Source organism: Flavobacterium sp. B330r, from assembly GCF_056824325.1.
Genome location: NZ_CP124860.1, coordinates 4,980,849 through 4,999,842, shown reverse-complemented (window position 1 = coordinate 4,999,842; position 18,994 = coordinate 4,980,849). Strand labels below are relative to the sequence as shown.

General features: G+C 34.3%; 13 protein-coding genes. 11 read left to right on the top strand and 2 right to left on the bottom strand.

The window, feature by feature from the left end:
• The first annotated feature begins 28 nt into the window (after nt 1-28).
• The 4 genes from QLQ95_RS22270 (at nt 29) to QLQ95_RS22255 (ending at nt 8,066) form a co-directional block, all read left to right on the top strand.
• A complete protein-coding gene (locus QLQ95_RS22270; RefSeq protein WP_482501735.1) occupies nt 29-1,264 on the top strand; it encodes an NAD(P)/FAD-dependent oxidoreductase in 1,236 nt (411 codons plus the stop codon).
• 3 nt (nt 1,265-1,267) lie between these two features.
• Nucleotides 1,268-2,566: a Xaa-Pro aminopeptidase gene (locus QLQ95_RS22265; RefSeq protein ID WP_320494894.1), complete on the top strand. Its 1,299-nt coding sequence runs from the start codon at nt 1,268-1,270 to the stop codon at nt 2,564-2,566.
• A 1-nt stretch (nt 2,567) separates the two neighbouring features.
• Nucleotides 2,568-4,727 carry a S9 family peptidase gene (locus tag QLQ95_RS22260; RefSeq protein WP_095930105.1) on the top strand — a complete coding sequence of 720 codons (2,160 nt, stop codon included), beginning with the start codon at nt 2,568-2,570 and terminating at the stop codon, nt 4,725-4,727.
• A gap of 210 nt (nt 4,728-4,937) precedes the next feature.
• Entirely contained in the window at nt 4,938-8,066 is a 3,129-nt protein-coding gene (locus QLQ95_RS22255) for a M43 family zinc metalloprotease (RefSeq protein ID WP_482501733.1), read from the top strand.
• Between the two features lie 406 nt (nt 8,067-8,472).
• Here the strand turns inward: QLQ95_RS22255 and QLQ95_RS22250 are convergent.
• A protein-coding gene (locus tag QLQ95_RS22250; RefSeq protein WP_414655674.1) for an IS3 family transposase occupies nt 8,473-9,839 on the bottom strand; the annotation gives its coding sequence in 2 pieces (ribosomal slippage) (nt 8,473-9,371 and nt 9,371-9,839; 1,368 coding nt in all).
• Between the two features lie 88 nt (nt 9,840-9,927).
• Nucleotides 9,928-11,139, bottom strand: coding sequence for a M24 family metallopeptidase (locus tag QLQ95_RS22245; protein WP_482501731.1), 1,212 nt, complete (start codon nt 11,137-11,139; stop codon nt 9,928-9,930).
• A gap of 197 nt (nt 11,140-11,336) precedes the next feature.
• On the opposite strand from QLQ95_RS22245, the gene QLQ95_RS22240 reads away from it, so the two are divergent.
• The 7 genes from QLQ95_RS22240 to QLQ95_RS22210 all read left to right on the top strand — a co-directional run bounded on the left by QLQ95_RS22240 (nt 11,337) and on the right by QLQ95_RS22210 (nt 18,987).
• Complete coding sequence (locus QLQ95_RS22240; RefSeq protein ID WP_482501729.1) at nt 11,337-12,626, top strand: S28 family serine protease; 1,290 nt, start codon at nt 11,337-11,339, stop codon at nt 12,624-12,626.
• Nucleotides 12,627-12,961: 335 nt separating this feature from the next.
• Complete coding sequence (locus QLQ95_RS22235; RefSeq protein WP_320494898.1) at nt 12,962-13,564, top strand: murein L,D-transpeptidase catalytic domain-containing protein; 603 nt, start codon at nt 12,962-12,964, stop codon at nt 13,562-13,564.
• A gap of 219 nt (nt 13,565-13,783) precedes the next feature.
• Nucleotides 13,784-14,809 (top strand): NAD(P)-dependent alcohol dehydrogenase, encoded by a 1,026-nt coding sequence (locus QLQ95_RS22230; RefSeq protein ID WP_095930100.1) that lies wholly within the window; start codon nt 13,784-13,786, stop codon nt 14,807-14,809.
• A gap of 412 nt (nt 14,810-15,221) precedes the next feature.
• Nucleotides 15,222-15,728, top strand: a complete 507-nt coding sequence (locus tag QLQ95_RS22225; protein ID WP_482501727.1) for an acetolactate synthase small subunit — start codon at nt 15,222-15,224, stop codon at nt 15,726-15,728.
• Nucleotides 15,729-15,804: 76 nt separating this feature from the next.
• Complete coding sequence (locus QLQ95_RS22220) at nt 15,805-17,589, top strand: mechanosensitive ion channel family protein (protein WP_095930098.1); 1,785 nt, start codon at nt 15,805-15,807, stop codon at nt 17,587-17,589.
• A 230-nt stretch (nt 17,590-17,819) separates the two neighbouring features.
• A complete protein-coding gene (locus QLQ95_RS22215; RefSeq protein WP_482501725.1) occupies nt 17,820-18,470 on the top strand; it encodes a hypothetical protein in 651 nt (216 codons plus the stop codon).
• The gene (locus QLQ95_RS22210; RefSeq protein ID WP_482501723.1) at nt 18,400-18,987 is read left to right on the top strand and encodes a hypothetical protein; all 588 of its coding nucleotides are present in this window, start codon (nt 18,400-18,402) and stop codon (nt 18,985-18,987) included. The genes QLQ95_RS22215 and QLQ95_RS22210 overlap by 71 nt, the downstream gene beginning before the upstream one ends.
• Nucleotides 18,988-18,994 lie beyond the last annotated feature (7 nt).

Genomic DNA, 18,994 nt, shown 5'->3' with positions numbered 1-18,994 from the left:
AGTCTCAAAAAAAAACGAATTAAAATTTATGAAAAAAGTTGCTGTTATTGGCGGTGGAATCATCGGCCTATGTTCTGCTTATTATCTCGCAAAGGAAGGTTACGAGGTGAGCGTATTTGATGAATCTGATAGGAACAATGGCTGTTCATACGGAAATGCAGGTATGATTGTGCCATCACATATTATTCCGCTCGCGCAGCCTGGCATGATTGCACAAGGAATAAAATGGATGTTTGACAGCCGTAGTCCATTTTATGTAAAACCGCGCTTAAACAGAGATTTAATAAACTGGGGAATGCAGTTCTATAAACATGCCAATTTGAATCATGTTGAAAAAGCAATGCCCGCTTTACGAGATCTTTCTTTGTTAAGTAAAGAATTGTATCAGGATTTTGCCAAGGAGAATAATTCTTTTTTTTATGAAGAAAAAGGACTTTTGATGCTTTATAAAAGTGATAAAGTGGCAGAAGAAATGCATCATGAAGGTAAAGAAGCAGAACGTTTGGGGCTTGAAGTAGATTATCTCTCAAAATCTGAAGTAGCGCTTTTAGAAAAAGGAACCACTACAAATGTTATTGGTGGAGTTCATTATAAGAGTGATGCGCATTTGTATCCGCAAAAATTTATGGCCTTTATAAAAGAAGAATTGTCTCGTTTAAAAGTCGAAATTTATTCGCAAACTAGCGTTAAAGATTTTGTTTTAGAAAGAAATAAAATAGAAAAAATTGTAACCAATAAAGGGCTTTTTAAAGCTGACGAAGTAGTTTTGGCATCAGGATCTTGGAGTCCTTCTTTGGCTAAAAAATTAAACATTTCTATTTCTATTTTACCTGGAAAAGGATACAGTTTTACTTTAAAGGATAAAAACCAAAAGCCTAGTATTCCTTCTATTTTATGCGAAGGAAAAGTAGCCGTAACTCCAATGGCCAATGATATAAGATTTGGAGGCACTATGGAAATTACACATACAAAAGACAATAAAATAAATGCAAACAGGCTTCAGGGAATTATAAATAGCATTAATGGTTTTTATCCCGATTTGAAAGTCGAAATGCCAAAGAATGAAGATACTTGGTTTGGGTTTAGACCCTGTACGCCAAGCGGTATGCCGATTATTGCCAGAGACAAAAAAATCGTAAATTTGACCTTAGCAACAGGACATGCCATGATGGGATTAAGTCTGGCACCGGCGACAGGAAAAATCGTGACAGAGATTATTTCTGGCAAACCTGCTTCTGTGGCTATTGACCGATTCCAAATATAAATTATGAGATACAATGCGATTCCGGTTTCTTTGTTTGTAGAAAACCGAAAAAGATTTACCGAAAAAATGAAGCCGAATAGTTTGGCTATTTTAACTTCAAACGACGTAATGCCAAATAACGCAGATGATGTTATGGGCTTTTCACAAAACAATGATTTGTTTTATCTGTCTGGAATTGATCAGGACGAAACCATTCTAGTGCTTTATCCAGATGCTTTTAAAGAGGAAAACAAAGCCATACTTTTTGTAAAAGAAGCAAATGAACATACGCTAATTTGGGATGGTAATTTTTTAACTAAAGAACAAGCTACGGCAATTTCTGGAATACAGAATATCAAATGGATTCATGAGTTTGAAAAGACTTTACAGCTTTTTGCTTTTGAGGCCGATACTTTTTATTTAGGGCATAACGAGCATATCAAAAGAGTCACTGCTGAAATGGAAACCCGACAAGATCGTATGATAAAATGGTGCAAAGAAAAATATCCATTGCATCAATACGAACGTGTGGCAAAAATAACGCGTGAATTGCGTCCAATTAAATCAGACGAAGAAATTGATTTAATCAAAAAAGCAACGGCACTAAGTGTTGAAGGTTTTCATAGAGTTTTAGGTGCAATTCGCCCCAATATAAAAGAATACGAATTGGAAGCCGAATTGCTGTACGCTACCGTTAAAAATGGCGGAACGAGACAAGCATTTAAATCAATTATAGCATCTGGAGGAAATGCGTGCTCACTTCATTATAATTCCAATGATGATGTTTGTAAAGAAAACGACATGGTGTTGCTTGATTTTGGAAGCTGTTATGGCAATTATAATTCAGATACAACAAGATGCATTCCGGTTGACGGAACTTTTAGTGCGAGACAAAAAGAGGTTTACGAATCGGTTTTACATTGCTTGAAAGAAGGTTCAAAATTATTGAAACCAGGAGTTTTATCGAAAGATTACGAACTTCAAATGGCAAAATTAATTGAAACTGAATTGGTCAAATTAGGTTTGATTACAGAAGACGAAATTAAGAATCAAGATCCAGATAAACCTGCTTACAAGAAATACTTTATGCATGGAACAGCACATCACTTAGGATTGGATGTTCATGATGTGGGATTGTATTCTAGACCTTTTGAAAAAGGAATGGTGCTGACTTGCGAACCTGGAATTTACATTAGAGAAGAAGGAATAGGCTGTCGTTTAGAAAATGATTATCTGATAACAGAAAATGGAAACATTAATTTGAGTGAAGCCATGCCAATCGAAATTGCAGAAATTGAAAATTTAATTAAAAATAAAAAATAAGATGAAAAAGTGTTTGTTGTTTTTTCTGTTTGTATGTACATCTGTTTTCGCACAGCAGGATATTGATATTAACGATCTAAATTGGCTGCCAAATTCTCATTCGTTTTGGGTAAACAAAGACAATAGCGTGGTGGTTTATGATGTTGATAAACTAGATAAGCAAAGTACAATTTTGTCTAAATCGCAATTAGCAACAGCGGGATTTACGGGAGAAATCGAGAAGTTGGTGTGGAATGACTCAAAAACAAAAGTTTTGGTCTATACCAATTCAAAAAAAGTATGGAGAGAAAATACCAAAGGCGATTATTGGTTTTTTGATTTGACTACAGGAAAAGGAAAAAAATTAGGTAAAAACCTTGATGCATCATCATTAATGTTTGCTAAATTTTCGAGCGATAATGAAAATGTTGCCTATGTTTCCAAACATAATATTTATGTGGAAAATCTAAATACAGGAAAAATTACTCCTTTAACCACAGACGGTACAGATAAAATCATCAACGGAACTTTTGATTGGGTTTATGAAGAAGAGTTGGCTGCCCGTGACGGATTCAGATGGAGCCCAGACGGAAAAAGTATTGCTTTTTGGAGAGTAGATGCCACTTCTACTAAATTTCATTTCATGATCAATAATACCGATTCGCTTTATCCAGTTATTGTTCCAGTTGAGTATCCAAAGGCAGGAGAAAAACCTTCTTCGGTAAAAATCGGAATTGTAAATATTGATTCGGTGCAAACCAATTGGCTAAATATTCCAGGAGAGCCTGATAATAATTACTTAGTTCGTATGAAATGGCTTAACAACGAGTCTGTTATGGTGATTCAGTTGAACCGAAATCAGAACCAAGTTACTATGTATGATTGCAATGCAAAATCGGGATCTGCTAGAGTTATTTACAAAGAAGAATCGACTTCGTGGATCGATGTTTTTGATATTTCTGCAGGAGAATATGATACTTTTCCTTGCCAGTTTGTTGATAATGGAAAAGCCTTTTTATGGAGTTCTGATGCAGACGGATGGATGCATATTTATAAAATAAGCCTTGACGGAAAATCAAAAGAATTGGTGACCAAAACTAATTTTGATGCTTATTTTAAAGCCTACAATGAAAAGACAAAAACAATATATTTTATTGCAAGTCCTACAGATGCTACACAGCGCTATTTATATGAAACGAATTTAAGTTCAAAGAAAACAAAAAGAGTAACTCCAGAAGCTTTTGAAGGTACAAATGCTTACGTTTTTTCGACAGATGCATCATATGCCAAACATACTAATTCAAACATTAAAAGAGACTACAATACAAGATTAGTGGCGCTTTCGGGACATAAAAAAATATTGCCGAAAGAAGCAGATGTTTTTGATAATCCGAAACTTAATTATTCGTTAGAAAAATTTAAAGTAAAAACTAGCGACGGTATTGATATTGATGGAATTATGGCAAAACCATTAGATTTTGATCCTTCAAAAAAATACCCTGTGTTCTTTTATGTATATGGAGAGCCGATGGCTTCAGTAGCAAACGATGAGCCTTATTTTAATTATTTTATTGCAAAATTAATTCCAAAAGGATACATCGGAATTGCGATGGATAATAGAGGAACTCCTGTAATGAAGGGAACAGAATGGAGAAAATCTATTTATAAAAACATCGGAATTATCAATACTCGCGATCAGGCAATGGCTGCCAAAGAAGTTTTAAAATGGAATTTTATTGATTCTGATCGTGTAGCCATTCATGGATGGAGTGGTGGTGGTGCTGTAACTTTAAATTTAATGTTTCAATATCCAGATATATACAAAACCGGAATCGCGATTGCAGCGGTAACAGACCAACATTTTTATGACAACATCTACACAGAACGTTACATGGGATTGCCAGAAGGAAATGAAGCGAATTACAGTAAAGCTTCGCCGGTTACTCATGCAAAAAATCTAAAAGGAAATTTATTGTATATTCATGGAACAGGCGATGATAATGTGCATTATAAAAATGCTGAGGTTTTAATAAATGAATTAGTTAAGTATGATAAAATGTTCGATTTAATGATTTATCCAAATCGTTCTCATGATATTTCTGAAGGGGAAGGAACAGTGAAACATTTAACGGATACTTTTATTCGATACATAGAAAAAAATTGTCCGCCAGGAGCAAAATAGAAAATAGTGCATTTATAGAAAAAGGAGAATTTCATTCATTTGAAATTCTCCTTTTTTTTGCGTTAAAAAATATTGGGATTTGGAATTTTAAAATTTGATTTTTTTAAGTTAAAATATGATAATTATGTATTAATTCTGAGTAAAATACTATCAGAAAGGTAAAAGTATGTAAGGTAATTTTGATATATACTAATTAAAAAACCTAAATAGATGAAATTAAAATTACTAATCTGCTTTCTGATTTTCAGTGGATTGAAAGTTAGTGCTCAAGTTTTACCCTGTAGAACAAGCGAAGAAAATGCTAAAGTGTATCGGAATAATCCAAATGCACTAGAAGAGAAAAAGAACTTTGATGTTTTTAGTAAAAATTTTGCAGCACAACGTAAATCTAAAACTTCAAAAACGGCAGTTGTTACCTATACAATTCCAGTAGTGTTTCATATTTATGGAGATGTACAGGGAGGAAAAACGGTTACTTACGAAAAAATTGTAAACCATCTCGCGCAGCTCAATGATGATTTTAATGGACGTAATGCAGACTACCTAACGGTTGAGCCCTTTTTTCAGCCTCGACGCGGAACGATGAATATTGAATTTAAGTTAGCAAAAAAAGATCCAAATGGCGGTTGTACAACGGGAGTTATATTCCATCCAACCAAAAACGGATTTGGAAATGGCGGAGGATATGATGATCAAATTGCTGCCGACGCTTGGGATAATACCAAATATATGAATGTTTATATTCAGAATGATTTGTACAACGACGGAGCTACCAATAATTCTGGAGTTGCTTGGTATCCCAATTCAGACATGACGGCAAATAATACAGCTCGTGTTGTTTTTAATGGAGCTTATTTATATGACAACTCGTATAGTAAAGAATTCTCAGCCACCTTAACGCATGAGTTTGGTCACTTCCTAAACTTGATTCATACTTTTGAAGGAGGATGCACAGGAACTGATGAAGTTGCTGATACGCCAGCAGAAGATGGAAATCACACTTTAGGGTGCACTCCGGGAACAAATTGCAGTGGAGATAAGGTAAATTTTGAAAACTACATGGGCTATAATGGCGCACAAGGTTGTTATAAAATGTACACACAAGGCCAGATTGATAGAATGTTGGCTGCCTTGGAGCATCCAGCCCGAAAATCTTTATGGCAACCGCAAAACTTAATTGATACAGGCGTTAATGCTACAGGAAGTGCTCTGGTTGCTTCAGCAGTAACTTTCAAAGAAGCGGTTATCAACGATGGTTCTTTTGATACTTCTTCCATCATAAAATTAAACGGAGGTAAAACCTTTGCTTTGTCTTCTGGAACTTTAGTAGCAGGAACCCATTTCACGCATACTTTCCCAGCTGGAATTACGCCAGTACTTACTGTAAACTCCAACAATCAAATCACGATTACGTTAACTGGAAAAGCAACGAATCATGCATTAAGTAATAATGCATCAGGCGGCATTAATTTTTTATCCGCAGCTTTTACAGGAGGAACAGCTGATTTGTCTTGTACTTCTTTATTTTTCAATTTTAAATTTTCAGATCCGTACGGAATCTTTTTTGTAGATATGCCAGATGTAACAGTTTCGTCGGCATTAACTTGGAAATATTTTGAAATTGCTAAAGGAGATGATCCTGCTTTTGGAGGTTGGCGTTATGCTGCAAATGCTTTAAAAATCGAGACTTATTCTAAAAGATTGGTTTGCGAAGCAGGCACTAGAAATATTTCGCTCTTAAATGCAAATACAGCCATTGGGCCATCTAGCAATTTGACCGCTCCAAGCGCCTATCCAAATCAGCTTGATTTGCGAACGTCCAGTTACACAGCTTGGGATGGCAAAACAGCTTACGTAGGATTTGATTATTTAATAGACGGTCTTACCTGTTATGGATGGTTTAAAGTAAAAGTAAATGCAGATGGTGATGGTTACACTATTTTGGAGTATGCTTATAATACCAAACCCAATACTCCAATTTATACAGGAATGAGCGATAAAACCGCTACCGTTTTATCTGCAGATACTTTATATGAAGCAGAAATAAATGATGGAAGTATTACAACAAATACGGCAATTTCATTAGCTACCAATAATGGAACATTTACAAAAAGCAGCGGAACTTTTACAGCAGGAACAGATTATACAATTACAGGAGTTCCAACTGGCTTAACGGCAATTTTGACATTAGAAAGCAATAAAAAAACAGTTGTAACTTTTACAGGAAAAGCCACCGCGCATAATGCAACAGATGATGCTACTGTTGTCATTACTTTTAAAGACGCAGCCATTACAGGAGGTGTTGGCACATTAGATATGGCTTCGAAAACCATTAATTTGAAGTTCGACTCGCCTTATGGAATCGTTTATGTAAATAATCCAGATTATACAGCCAATGCGGCATCGACTTGGCAATATTTCAATTTAGGTATTGGAGACAATACAGAGTATGGCGCATGGCAATATGCAGCCGCAGCTTTAAAAATGGAAACGTATGGAAAAAGACTAGTGGCCCAATCTGGAACCAGAAATATATCCTTTTTATCGCAAGGCACTTCTATTGGAGCTTCAAGTAATTTTGCGACTCCAGGAAACTATCCTAATCAGCTAGATTTACGAACAGCTACGTATACAACATGGGATAATAAAACAGGATATGTTGGTTTTGAATATACTAGTAGAGGACGTACTTGTTACGGATGGATGCAGATAAAAGTAGAAGCGGGTGGAGTAGGTTATACCGTTTTGGATTTTGCTTATAATACCAAACCCAATGAGCCAATTCTAGCTGGAGCACAAACAACAAATCCAACAACTTTGCCAGCACCAACAAATATTTCAAATGCAGGAGTTTATGCATCTGGATTTTATGCTTCGTGGGCAACATTTCCTGAGGCAACATCTTATGAAGTGCAATTAAATTCTTCATCTGGATGGGTAACTGCTGGAACTTCTACCACTTATTATTTATGGATTCCGAAACAAGGAACTCAAACCATATATGAATTTAGAGTCAGAGCAAAAAACGGAACTGCTTCTAGCGAATGGAGCGTTTCTCATACAATAAACCTACAATCTGGAAATTTAGGTTTGTCAGGATCTGATAACGCGAAATCTTTTACCATGTATCCAAATCCCGCTACAGATGTCGTGAATTTTAATTTTGAAAATTTAGATGCAAGCAAAGTTAGAATATCGATCTACAATAGTGTGGGTATGTTGGTAGATACGCTACAGAATACAACTGTGTATGCTCTTACATATTTAAACAAAGGAATTTACATTGTAGTAGCAACAGATGGAAATTTTACAGAGAAGAAAAAATTATTGGTTGAATAATAAGTTGATTTAGTTAAATGAATAGGGCTGTCTGCGAAAAAGATAGCCTTATTTTTTTTATTCTTTATAAAGGATTTAATATTTCGCTCCTCCGGAGCTCTTTCTTTTGGAGAGATACTATATTGCTATAAATATTTCATCCCTCTGGGATTTTTAAAAACAATATTAAAGCTTTGGAAGAGCGTTATATTTATAGTAAATCCAATTTACCAAGATCAAAAAGCTTCGGAGAAGTAGAATATTTATAGAAATTGTAATCGCCAAAGATCAAAAAGCTTCAGAGAAGCAAAATATTTATAGAAATTCAATTCTCAAAGATCAAAAAAGCTCCGGCGGAGCGACATATCTATAAAAAAAGAGCCATCTTCAATATAGACTGCACCCAAAAGTTTAGACAAATTAATAATTAAGTTTTATAATAATGAGCTCGATATTGTATCGGGCTCATTCCTTTTAGATTAAGTTTAATTCTGTCATTATTATAATAATTTATATACTCGATAATCTCTTTTTTCAATTGATTAATGGAAGTGTATTTTTTAAGATAAAACAACTCTGATTTTAATATTCCAAAGAAGTTTTCAATTATTGCATTATCAAGACAATTACCTTTTCTGGACATGCTTTGCATAATTCCTTTTTTCTTTAATAAATGCTGATATTGTGTCATTTGATACTGCCATCCTTGGTCAGAATGCAGAGTCAGATTAGTATTGTCCGGTATTTTTTTAAATGCTTTTTCAAGCATATTTAAAACTTGATTAAACACTGGTCTTTGCGATAAGTCATAGCTGATTATCTCTCCATTAAACAGATCGATTATCGGCGATAAGTATAATTTATTGCCAGAAACATTAAATTCAGTGACATCGGTTGCCCATTTCTGGTTAGGTATATCAGCCTTAAAATTGCGCTGTAGCAGATTAGGGGCTATCTTTCCCTGCTCTCCTTTATACGATCTGTACTTCTTGATTCTGATTAGACTTTTTAATCCTAAAAATTTCATCAATCGAAGCACTGTTTTGTGATTAATTAAAATCCCCTCTTTTTTGAGTAATAGAGTAATACGTCTATATCCTAATCTGCCCTTATGATAATTGTAAATCTGTTTAATTAAATCTTTTATCTCTTGATATTTATCGATTACCTGACCTTTCTTTTCATAGTAATAATACGTGCTTCTAACCATGTTCATACAATTTAGTAAAAGATCTAAATCATACTTATGCCTTAATTCCATTATGGTTTGAGCTTTTTGTTTTGATTGGCTTGCTCGGCTTGAACTAAGGCGTTGAACTTTTTTAGAATTTCGTTCTCAGCGCGCAGGTACTCTAACTCCTTTAAGAGTTCCTCTTCCCTGGTTAAAGGTTTGTCTGTTTTTCGTTGCTTTCTCTTAAAATTCATAACTGCTGGTCTGCCACGTGATTTAAGTTCTAAGCCTGCCAAATCATCTTTTGCATATTTTCTTTGCCAGCTTATTATGGTTGACTGCGCTGGAATTTTGAAAATCAAGCAGGCTTCATCCAAAGATAATGACTTATTTTGAATGGTTTGTATCACTTTTAATTTAAAGTCTACAGTATAAACTTTATTTTTCTGCCTTGGTAAAAGACCTTCAATTCCAAATTCATTATAGCGGCTAATCCAGCATGTAAGGTTGCTTTCAGCTATCTTGTTTGCTCTAGCTGTGCCTTTAACCGAGTTATGCCTTTTCATAACTTCTTCTACACAACGAAGTTTAAATTCACAATTGTACTTGACTTTTCTTTCCATAAAAATGCCCCCAAATAGTGTCTAACTTTTTGGGGGCAGTTCAATAGACAGCTCTTTTCTAAATTTTAAATTTAAATTATTTTTAAACCTATAACCCAAAAGGATTATCGATACTCTGCATTGGTTCAGTAAACCATTTAGGCCCATCTGCAGTCATATAAAAATGATCTTCATGACGAATACCAAATTGTCCAGGCATACAAATCATAGGTTCGTTACTCACTACCATTCCTTCTTTTAAAACGGTTTGATTGCCTCTAACCAAATAAGGATATTCATGAATGTCTAATCCTGTGCCGTGTCCAACGCGATGTGGCAAGCCTGGAATTTCATAATCACCGCTTAATCCCGCTTGCGCTAAGACTTTTCGCGCGGCATCATCAACAGAACCACATGTAGCTCCAATTTGTGCCGCATCAAAGGCTGCTTTTTGAGTTGCTTTTTCAAGGTTCCAGATTTTTCTGTGCTCCTCATTTGGAGTTCCGTAAACATAGGTTCTAGTAATGTCAGACAAATAACCTTCCAATCGGCATCCAGTATCAATCAGTACAACATCATTGTCCACTAAATTTTGAGGAGCCGTAACACCATGCGGATATTGCGAATCTTCTCCAAATAGAACAATACAGAAATAAGAGCCCGATGCAATACCAGCCTTAATGTGCGCTTTGTGTATAAAATCGACAACAGTGCTTACTTCAATTCCTGGATATAAAATACTCGCTGCTGCTTTTTGAACAGTCATTGTAATATTTTTTGCTTTTTGAATAATAGCAATTTCATTAGCCGATTTATGCATTCTACAACCTGCTGTTATGGGCTGTGCATTTACAAAACTAAAGTTCGAATTTGCTTTTGAAACGCCATCAATAAGAAAAAAAGAAGCTGATTCATCTAGCGAAATAATGCCATCAATGATGTTTTTACTTTTTAGGATATTTCCAAATAACTCATACGGACTTTCATGTTCTTCCCAGAAATTTAGATTTCCTTCAACTTTCATAAAAGTCTTGAAAGTGCCTTCTTCAAATTTCGGAACAAAATATTCAATAGTTTCGTCTTCAAAAATGATTGCGCCAACCATACGTTCAGAAGCATTCCATTTTGTTCCTGTAAAATAATACAGATTAGTTCCAGCATTCACATATAATGCTTTACAATTATGTTCTTTCATTAAAACAGCTGCTTTTTTTACACGCTGTTGGTACTCCGATAAAGCAATGGGTACGACATCAAGTGTCATATTTTGTATTTTGCCTAATTCAATATCTATAGTTGATCCGCCAACTCCAATTGTCATTTTTTTATTTTTTAGTTATTATTTAAATGGGTTAAACTCTAGCAAAGTTCAATTTTTCAATAAAATTAAAAGTATTATTTCGATTTTGTCCTATGTTGATGCAAACTAGATAAAATATTATATTTTCGAGGTAATATAGTATCGGTTTATACTTAATAGGGCACTTACTTTTAGAAACTCAAAATAACAAGATTAAAATGAATTCAAAAACCTTTTTTACTGCGTTGCTCTTTTTTTGTTTGAATTATTTTGCAGTAGCTGCACAAGAACTTCAAGAAACATCATCAAATCTGCAACAAAGACTGAATGAATTATTCCCAAAAGCCATTATAACTCGAATTGAAAATTTAGAGCACTATACCGAAACCTATCAGCTTATTTTAGATGAGCCTTTAGATCACAAACACCCAGAAGAGGGCACGTTTCAGCATTATATTTATCTTTCTCATCTCGGTTTTGACAGGCCAACTGTAATAGAAACGCATGGTTATAATACTGAAAACGTAAAAAGCGAAGTAAGTAGTTTGTTGCAAGCAAATCAAGTTGCAGTTGAGTATCGTTTTTATGGAAAATCAAGACCAAATCCGATTCAATGGAAATATTTAACTAACGATCAAGCGATTGAAGATTATCATGATATTGTAACGAAATTAAAAAAGATATATTCAGGAAAATGGATTTCAACTGGAATAAGTAAAGGTGGAGAAACAGCTCTGATTTATAAATCTAAATATCCAAATGATGTGGATGTTGCCATGCCTTATGTCGCTCCCTTAATTAATACTTGCGAAGATCCAAGAACAATACAGCATACTAGAACAGTTGGAACATTAGAATGCAGAGAAAAGATAACGGCATTTCAGAGAGCTATTTTAAAAAATAGAGAAGCAGTTTTAGCTGTTTTTCAAGAATATGCTACAGAAAAAAAAATGCAATTTACAGAAGTTCCTTTGAACGAAGCCTTAGAATATGCCGTTTTGGAATTTCCTTTTTCATTTTGGCAGTGGGGAGGAAAATGCGAAGAAATACCATCTTTAAATGCCTCTGCAAAAGATCTATTCGATTATTTGAATAAGATTGTTGGAGTGAGAACTTATAATGATAAAATGTTTTTTGTCTATTTGCCTTCGTATTATCAGCATTTAAGCGAGTTAGGTTATTACGGGTTTGATCTTGAGCCTGTTGCTGATTTATTGACAATAGTAAAAAGTAGTTCTAATGCACGATTTGCACCGAAAGATGTGGTCATTAAATACAATCCAAAATACATAAAAAAAGTACGCAAATATGTGGAAAATAGGGGAGATCATATTTTATATATCTACGGAGGTTATGATACTTGGTTCTCTTGTTCACCAACTCCTAATCCTGGTGTTAATGCTCTTAAAATGGTACTTCCACAAGGAAGCCACTCCACGAGAGTTAAGGATTTTGCCGAAAATGACCAGAAATTGATTATGGATACTTTAGGAAAATGGCTTAATTAAAAGCAGGTAAATAAGTTTAATTTATTATTGCTTTTAGGTTTCCTATAATTTTTGTCAAGTGAGTTTTTCACTTGGCAGCAATTATTTTATTGGACTATTATTAATAAAGAAAAAAATAAAAGTCAGAAAAGAAATAATATTAACACTAGATGTAGCGTTTCAACATTAAATCAGGTATTTTAATCGAAAATTAACATATAATGTTGTTGTTTTCAGATATTTATAATATCTTTAACTTATGATATGGGAATTGTATAAGATTTGTGTATAATTTTGCAACTGAAAATTAACAATTGACCCCCAAGTCATAACTATTAACTTAACATTTGCCGGATATGAGAGTATTTTTATTGGCACTGCTATTTTCCTTAAGCTCGTTTACCTCATTAAGTATGTGGGACGAAGATGAAATTTTAAACGAAGTCGAATTTGCAAGGCTCAATGAGCATGTAAATGAGATTAAGTCTTTTACAGCGTCAAATCGCAAGTATAGCAATAAAATCGCTTTCCTTGTTGATATGAAAATCAAATCAGGAAGAAATCGTTTCTTTGTTTACGATCTAGAAAACAATCAAATTTTGGATCAAGGCTTAGTAGCCCATGGAAAAGGTTCTGAAACTGGAATAAAAGGAGATATTTTACAATTTAGTAATTCTCCAGAATCTAACTGCACTTCATTAGGAAGATATTCAGTAGAAAAACCATATAAAGGTATATTTGGTAAAGCTTTCAGACTTGCTGGATTAGATGAAACCAATAATAATGCAATGAAACGTGCTATTGTATTGCATTCTTACAAAGAAGTACCATCTGATGAAAAAGAATACTATATCATCAATAGCCACGGCTGCCCAATGGTTAGTCAAGAATTCTTAACTAGACTTTCAAAATATATAGAAAGTACAAATTCTAAAATCTTATTGTCTGTTTATTACTAAATAAAAGACATTAAAATATAAATGAAAAAGAGAGCCAACGCTCTCTTTTTTTATGCCATTAATCTAAAATTTAATCATTCTTCCCTTGTTCCGAAACAGGGACACTTTCTCTTAAAACCTCATTATTAGTAATAAATTAGGATAAACTTAACTCGTTTAATAAAGTAGATAGCAAATACAAGTCGTAAATTAGTAGAATAGTAATCAAAAGTTTATTTTATGAAAGCAGTACGTTTTTTTGGACACAAAGATGTCCGTGTTGTTAATGATCTTGAAAAACCGGTTCCTAAAGGTGATGAAGTTTTATTAAAAATTGGCGGTGCTGGTGTTTGTCACTCAGACCTGCATATTATAGACGAGGGAACTGTTGTGGGAACAGTTTTTACTCTAGGACACGAAAATGCTGGATGGATCGAAGAAATTGGCGAAAATGTTGAAGGCTATAAAAAAGGTGATGCCGTTTTAGTTTATGGTCCGTGGGGTTGCGGTCATTGCAAACCCTGTCAGCAATCGAAAGAAAATTATTGTGATCATCAATCTGAGCAAGCGTATGGCGGCGGATTAGGATTAGACGGCGGAATGTCCGAATACATGCTGGTGCCATCTTCTAGACTTTTAGTGCCAATATTTGACTTAGATCCTGTTATTGCCGCTCCATTGACAGATGCGGCACTTACACCTTATTCTGCTATAAAACGTTCGCTTCCTAAATTAATGGCCGACGAATATGTTGTGGTAATTGGAGTTGGAGGATTAGGCCACGTTGCGTTACAGATATTAAGAGAAATAAGCGGAGCCGAAATTATTGCTTGCGATGTTACCGAAGATAAATTGGCTTTCGCAAAAGAATTGGGTGCAGCTTTTACAATTAATTCTAAAGATGCTGATGCCGCAGAGCAGATTCAGAAAATTACAGGAATCAAGAAGGCAAAAGTAGTGCTTGATTTTGTTGGAGCAACTTCTACAATAGATTTAGGAACAAAAATAGTGAGCCTTGATGGAGATCTTACCATTGTCGGACTTGGAGGCGGACATTATCAGTACAGCATGAACGGATTGCCATTTGGGGTGAGTATGACCAATCCGTATTGGGGATCAAGAACAGAACTGATGGAAGTTGTAGGTTTGGCAAGGCAAAAGAAAATTCATATAGAAATCGAAAAGCATAAACTAGACGATGCCAACGAAGTATACGAAAGAATGAGACAAGGAAAAATAAAAGGTAGAGCCGTTTTAATACCTTAAAAATCAAAATAGAGAAATCCGTCACAATAGAGACGGATTTTTTGTTTGTAATAATAATGTTTGCAGATTAAAAAATATCGATATATTTGCTCATCAAATCAAACAAATGAAAAACACAATTAACATTACTGTAATTATCGCGATTATCATTAGATAGTGGTGCAGGGATGTTATATAAATAAGTAAAAGATACAATTTAGAAAACCTCCCCGCAACGGGAGGTTTTTTTGTTTACAGCAATTATGAAAAATTCAATTCAGAATAGCATTAGTATTTCAATTATCATTATTCGTATTCCATGACGAGTTAGGATTCTATTGTCTATTCATAAAGCCTTTCTCAGTCAAATGTGAAAGGCTTTTTTATTTCTCAGTAACCCATTCAAAAAAAGAAGTACAAATAAAAATTTAAAATGAAAAACGAATTTACTCTAACGATCTACTCTGAAGATCAGATACGATTAATCACTAAATTATCTAGCCTATTTTTAAGAAAGCAAATAGCTATTTTGAGTCTTAATATCTCTATTTGCGAAATAGAGAATATGTACAGACATACCATTGTAGTAAATGAAAGTTTAGATACAGTTATAAATTTAGCGGCACAGATAGAGAAGATTATAGAAGTTTTTAAATGTTATTATTCTTCAAATGATGAAATTGTTTCTAAACAGATGGTATTGTTTAAAATGGCAACAGAAGTATTTCTTACTAACGCGAATATGGAAAGTTTGCTTCGTGAAAACGATCTCAAAGTTTCTGAAATTGAAAGAGAGTATGTTATACTTCAAACTGTTGGAAGAGATGAAGAAATGAAGCAATTGACTGAAAAATTAAAAGGATTTGGATTAATTGAATTTGTAATGAGTTCTAGAATAGCCCTTTTGAAATCTAGTGAAGGTTTTTGTGTGGAAATTTAAAAAAAGCAACATAAACAAGTTGTTATTCTGCTATATTTCTTATTTTTAATAGTCTAAGTTACTAAAGCTAAAAAATATGATTTTAGGTACTAAACGTTTATTTCATTTTTTACTGGTGATTTCAGTATTAATTATAACTCCTTGTAAACTAGAAGCACAGCTTTTAGGCGGAGCAAAAACTACGACTGAAGAACCTGTAAAAACTCCTGACGATTCTTTAGGAAGAAGAACCCCTCAAGGAACGGTCAACGGATTCATAAAAGCAATCGGCGATCAGAATTATCTGCGTGCGAGCCAGTATCTTGTGTTAAGTAAACGTTCTTATCGTAAAACGGCCGAAAGAATACGAATAGCAAAAACTTTTCAGCAGCTGTTGGATCAGGGAGGTAATTTCTCTCCGTCATCAATTCTAAGCAATAAAGAATTAGGACGTCTAGACGATAATTTGACAACGGGCATAGATTTGGTTGGAAATATTTCTACAGATAAAATAAATATACCGCTTTACTTAGAAAATCAGGCAGATGATAGCGAGCCCGCTTTATGGCTTTTTTCTGCTGAGACCATAGAAGCAATTCTTGCAGCGGATATTAGTGGAGAAAAAACTTTTTTAGATAGGGTTTTACCCAAGTTTCTGAAAGAAAGAAAATTAGGAAATGTTCCAATTGGTCATTGGGGAGTAGTAGTGGTGATGGCAGTGGTTACTTATTTATTGTCGAGACTTCTTATTTTCGTACTCATTTTTCTGATTCAAAAGATATGGAAAAAAGCAGATAGTGAAAAAGGAACTGCGATTATAGATGCCTTTACGCTTCCAGTTCAAATGTATCTTACGGTGATTTTATTCATCGCATCAACACAACGAATGGGAATTTCGATAATAGTTCGCCAGCGATTTAGCATTATCATAATTACAATCGGGATTTTAGCTTTTCTAATCCTACTTTGGAGAATGACCGACTTCGTGAGTATGTATACCAGAAGCAGAATGAACAGTAGTGGTAGAGCTTCTGCGGTATCTGCGGTATTGTTTTTAAGCCGTACCATGAAAGCTGCAATTGTGGTCATTGGAATTATTGCAATCTTAGGAATTATTGGAGTTGATGTTACAGCTGGACTTGCGGCACTGGGTATTGGGGGGATTGCATTGGCCCTAGGAGCACAAAAAACAATAGAGAATTTTGTAGGTAGTGTTAGCCTTATTGCAGATCAGCCATTGCGAGTTGGTGATTATTGCCGAGTTGACGATATAAAAGGAACTGTAGAAGCAATCGGAATGCGTTCTACTACACTTCGTACTGCAGCTCGTACTATTGTAACAATCCCAAATGGGCAGCTATCGGCTAGTAAAATAGAAAATTATGCACATCGCGATCGTTTTATATTTAATCCGATTTTTGGCTTTAGGATGGAAACTACTCCAGACCAGATGCGCTATCTGCTGGTTGAATTAAGATCTTTGCTTTACGCACATCCAGCGGTTTTAAATACGCCGCCAATAGTTCGTTTTACTGGAATTACAGCCGATGCTTTAAAAGTTGAAATTACGGCTTATATTGAAGCTATAAATGTAGAGACATCTCAAGAAGTTCAAGAAGATCTTTTATTGCGAATGATGGATATTATAGAAAAAAGCGGTACTTCTCTAGCTTATCCGTCACAAACATTATACATGGCGCGTGATACTCCTTTTTCTAAAGAAAAGGCAGATGAAATTTCCGAAACCGTTAAAAAGTGGAAAGAAAATAACGAACTGCAATTGCCTAAGTTTGATCCAAAACGAGTAGAAGAATTAAAGGATAGCATTAAATATCCAGATAAAGGAAGTTTTGATCCTAATCGGGATAATACTATGTTTTAAACTGAAAGAGCTGTCAATTTTGATAGCTTTTTTTGTCTAAAATTGATATTGAAAAGACTATTCTTTGCCTTTTTTCTGTCTTCAAAATATATTAAAATTAAAAAATAAATCGGTTTTTTCCTATAATGGATTCTATGTCAAGGAATTAAGAATTTTCATACTTTTTCTTGTTAGTATATTTATTTTGCAGGAAAAAACATATATTTGAATCCAACTATTTTACCTGCCTAATGCTTTATATTCCAGAATCTTCATATGAAGATTATTTAACCTACAAGATTAAAAAAGGAGATACTCTACTTAGTGTCGCTCAAGATTTGGGCGTTGAACCTTATCTTCTCAGAAGTTATCATAACCGATATGTTCCATCTACAAAAGACTTAATCGAAGCAGATTTTCCTCATCATCAAGAATATCTTATTCTGGAACCTCAAAAGGTTGCATTTAGTGATGAAGAAAAAGAACAAAACCGAACAAAAACCAATACTTCAGGTTCCTTTAAACTTTCTCTTGACAATTCGCACATCAACAATTCATACTCCGTTCTTTACTCTATTGAAAAGGGACCAAATGTATATCATATAAAACAAGAATTCAATGTAAGATGGAGAGCTAGAAATGAAGATGGCTATTCTTTTTTTGAAGTAGACCGAATTGGACATCTTTATATAAATGACACACAAACTTCAACAATGGCCGATGAAATTGCAGAAAAAGCTTCTGCGGCCTTATATCCTTTATTGGTAGTTGTTGATCAATCTGGAAAATGGGTTTACATTAATAACTTTAATCAAATTGAAGAACGTTGGATTGAAGCCAAAAAAACAGATCAAAAAATATTACAAAGGCGAGCTGGTCGAAAAATATATCTCTATTTATGACCGAAATTTAGAAGACAGCGATTCCTTGTATATTTCACTTTCAAAAGACTGGTTTCTTAATGCCTTTTTCAACGAAGTTCATATTGAATATCCTGCCTCTTTGAGCATTCAAAAAGAGCAAGAATTTCCATTCATGGCTAAAAGTGACAATCTTAATTTTAAGGTTGAGCAAAAAGTAGATGAATACTTAGACATAGATAATTTTTTAGTGATTGACATTAACGGACAATTAAATGATCAGCGTACTAAGACTGATCTTGAAAAAGAATTAGGCCTGCCCGTAAAAGAATATTCCGAAGAAAAAGCTACAGGAAATTACAGAGCAAAATATTTTCTAAATCCACAAAAGCATATGCCCGAAGTGATTTTTATAAGCTGTGATCTAGCATTCGAAACACCTCAAAAATTTTCGGTCACCATATCCAACAAAGACGATCAAAAAGAAATGAGCGCAAAACCTGAACCACAATTATTTGTTGAAGAAGTCGAACCTAAAAAGAAGTGGTGGCAATTTTAAAAATCAA

Excerpts from the sequence above, each read along its gene's own strand:
- QLQ95_RS22215 (WP_482501725.1), top strand. The coding sequence starts at position 17,820 with ATGCTTTATATTCCAGAATCTTCATATGAAGATTATTTAACCTACAAG.
- QLQ95_RS22240 (WP_482501729.1), top strand. The coding sequence starts at position 11,337 with ATGAATTCAAAAACCTTTTTTACTGCGTTGCTCTTTTTTTGTTTGAAT.
- QLQ95_RS22235 (WP_320494898.1), top strand. The coding sequence starts at position 12,962 with ATGAGAGTATTTTTATTGGCACTGCTATTTTCCTTAAGCTCGTTTACC.
- QLQ95_RS22225 (WP_482501727.1), top strand. The coding sequence starts at position 15,222 with ATGAAAAACGAATTTACTCTAACGATCTACTCTGAAGATCAGATACGA.
- QLQ95_RS22265 (WP_320494894.1), top strand. The coding sequence starts at position 1,268 with ATGAGATACAATGCGATTCCGGTTTCTTTGTTTGTAGAAAACCGAAAA.
- QLQ95_RS22260 (WP_095930105.1), top strand. The coding sequence starts at position 2,568 with ATGAAAAAGTGTTTGTTGTTTTTTCTGTTTGTATGTACATCTGTTTTC.
- QLQ95_RS22230 (WP_095930100.1), top strand. The coding sequence starts at position 13,784 with ATGAAAGCAGTACGTTTTTTTGGACACAAAGATGTCCGTGTTGTTAAT.
- QLQ95_RS22255 (WP_482501733.1), top strand. The coding sequence starts at position 4,938 with ATGAAATTAAAATTACTAATCTGCTTTCTGATTTTCAGTGGATTGAAA.
- QLQ95_RS22245 (WP_482501731.1), bottom strand. The coding sequence starts at position 11,139 with ATGACAATTGGAGTTGGCGGATCAACTATAGATATTGAATTAGGCAAA.
- QLQ95_RS22270 (WP_482501735.1), top strand. The coding sequence starts at position 29 with ATGAAAAAAGTTGCTGTTATTGGCGGTGGAATCATCGGCCTATGTTCT.
- QLQ95_RS22220 (WP_095930098.1), top strand. The coding sequence starts at position 15,805 with ATGATTTTAGGTACTAAACGTTTATTTCATTTTTTACTGGTGATTTCA.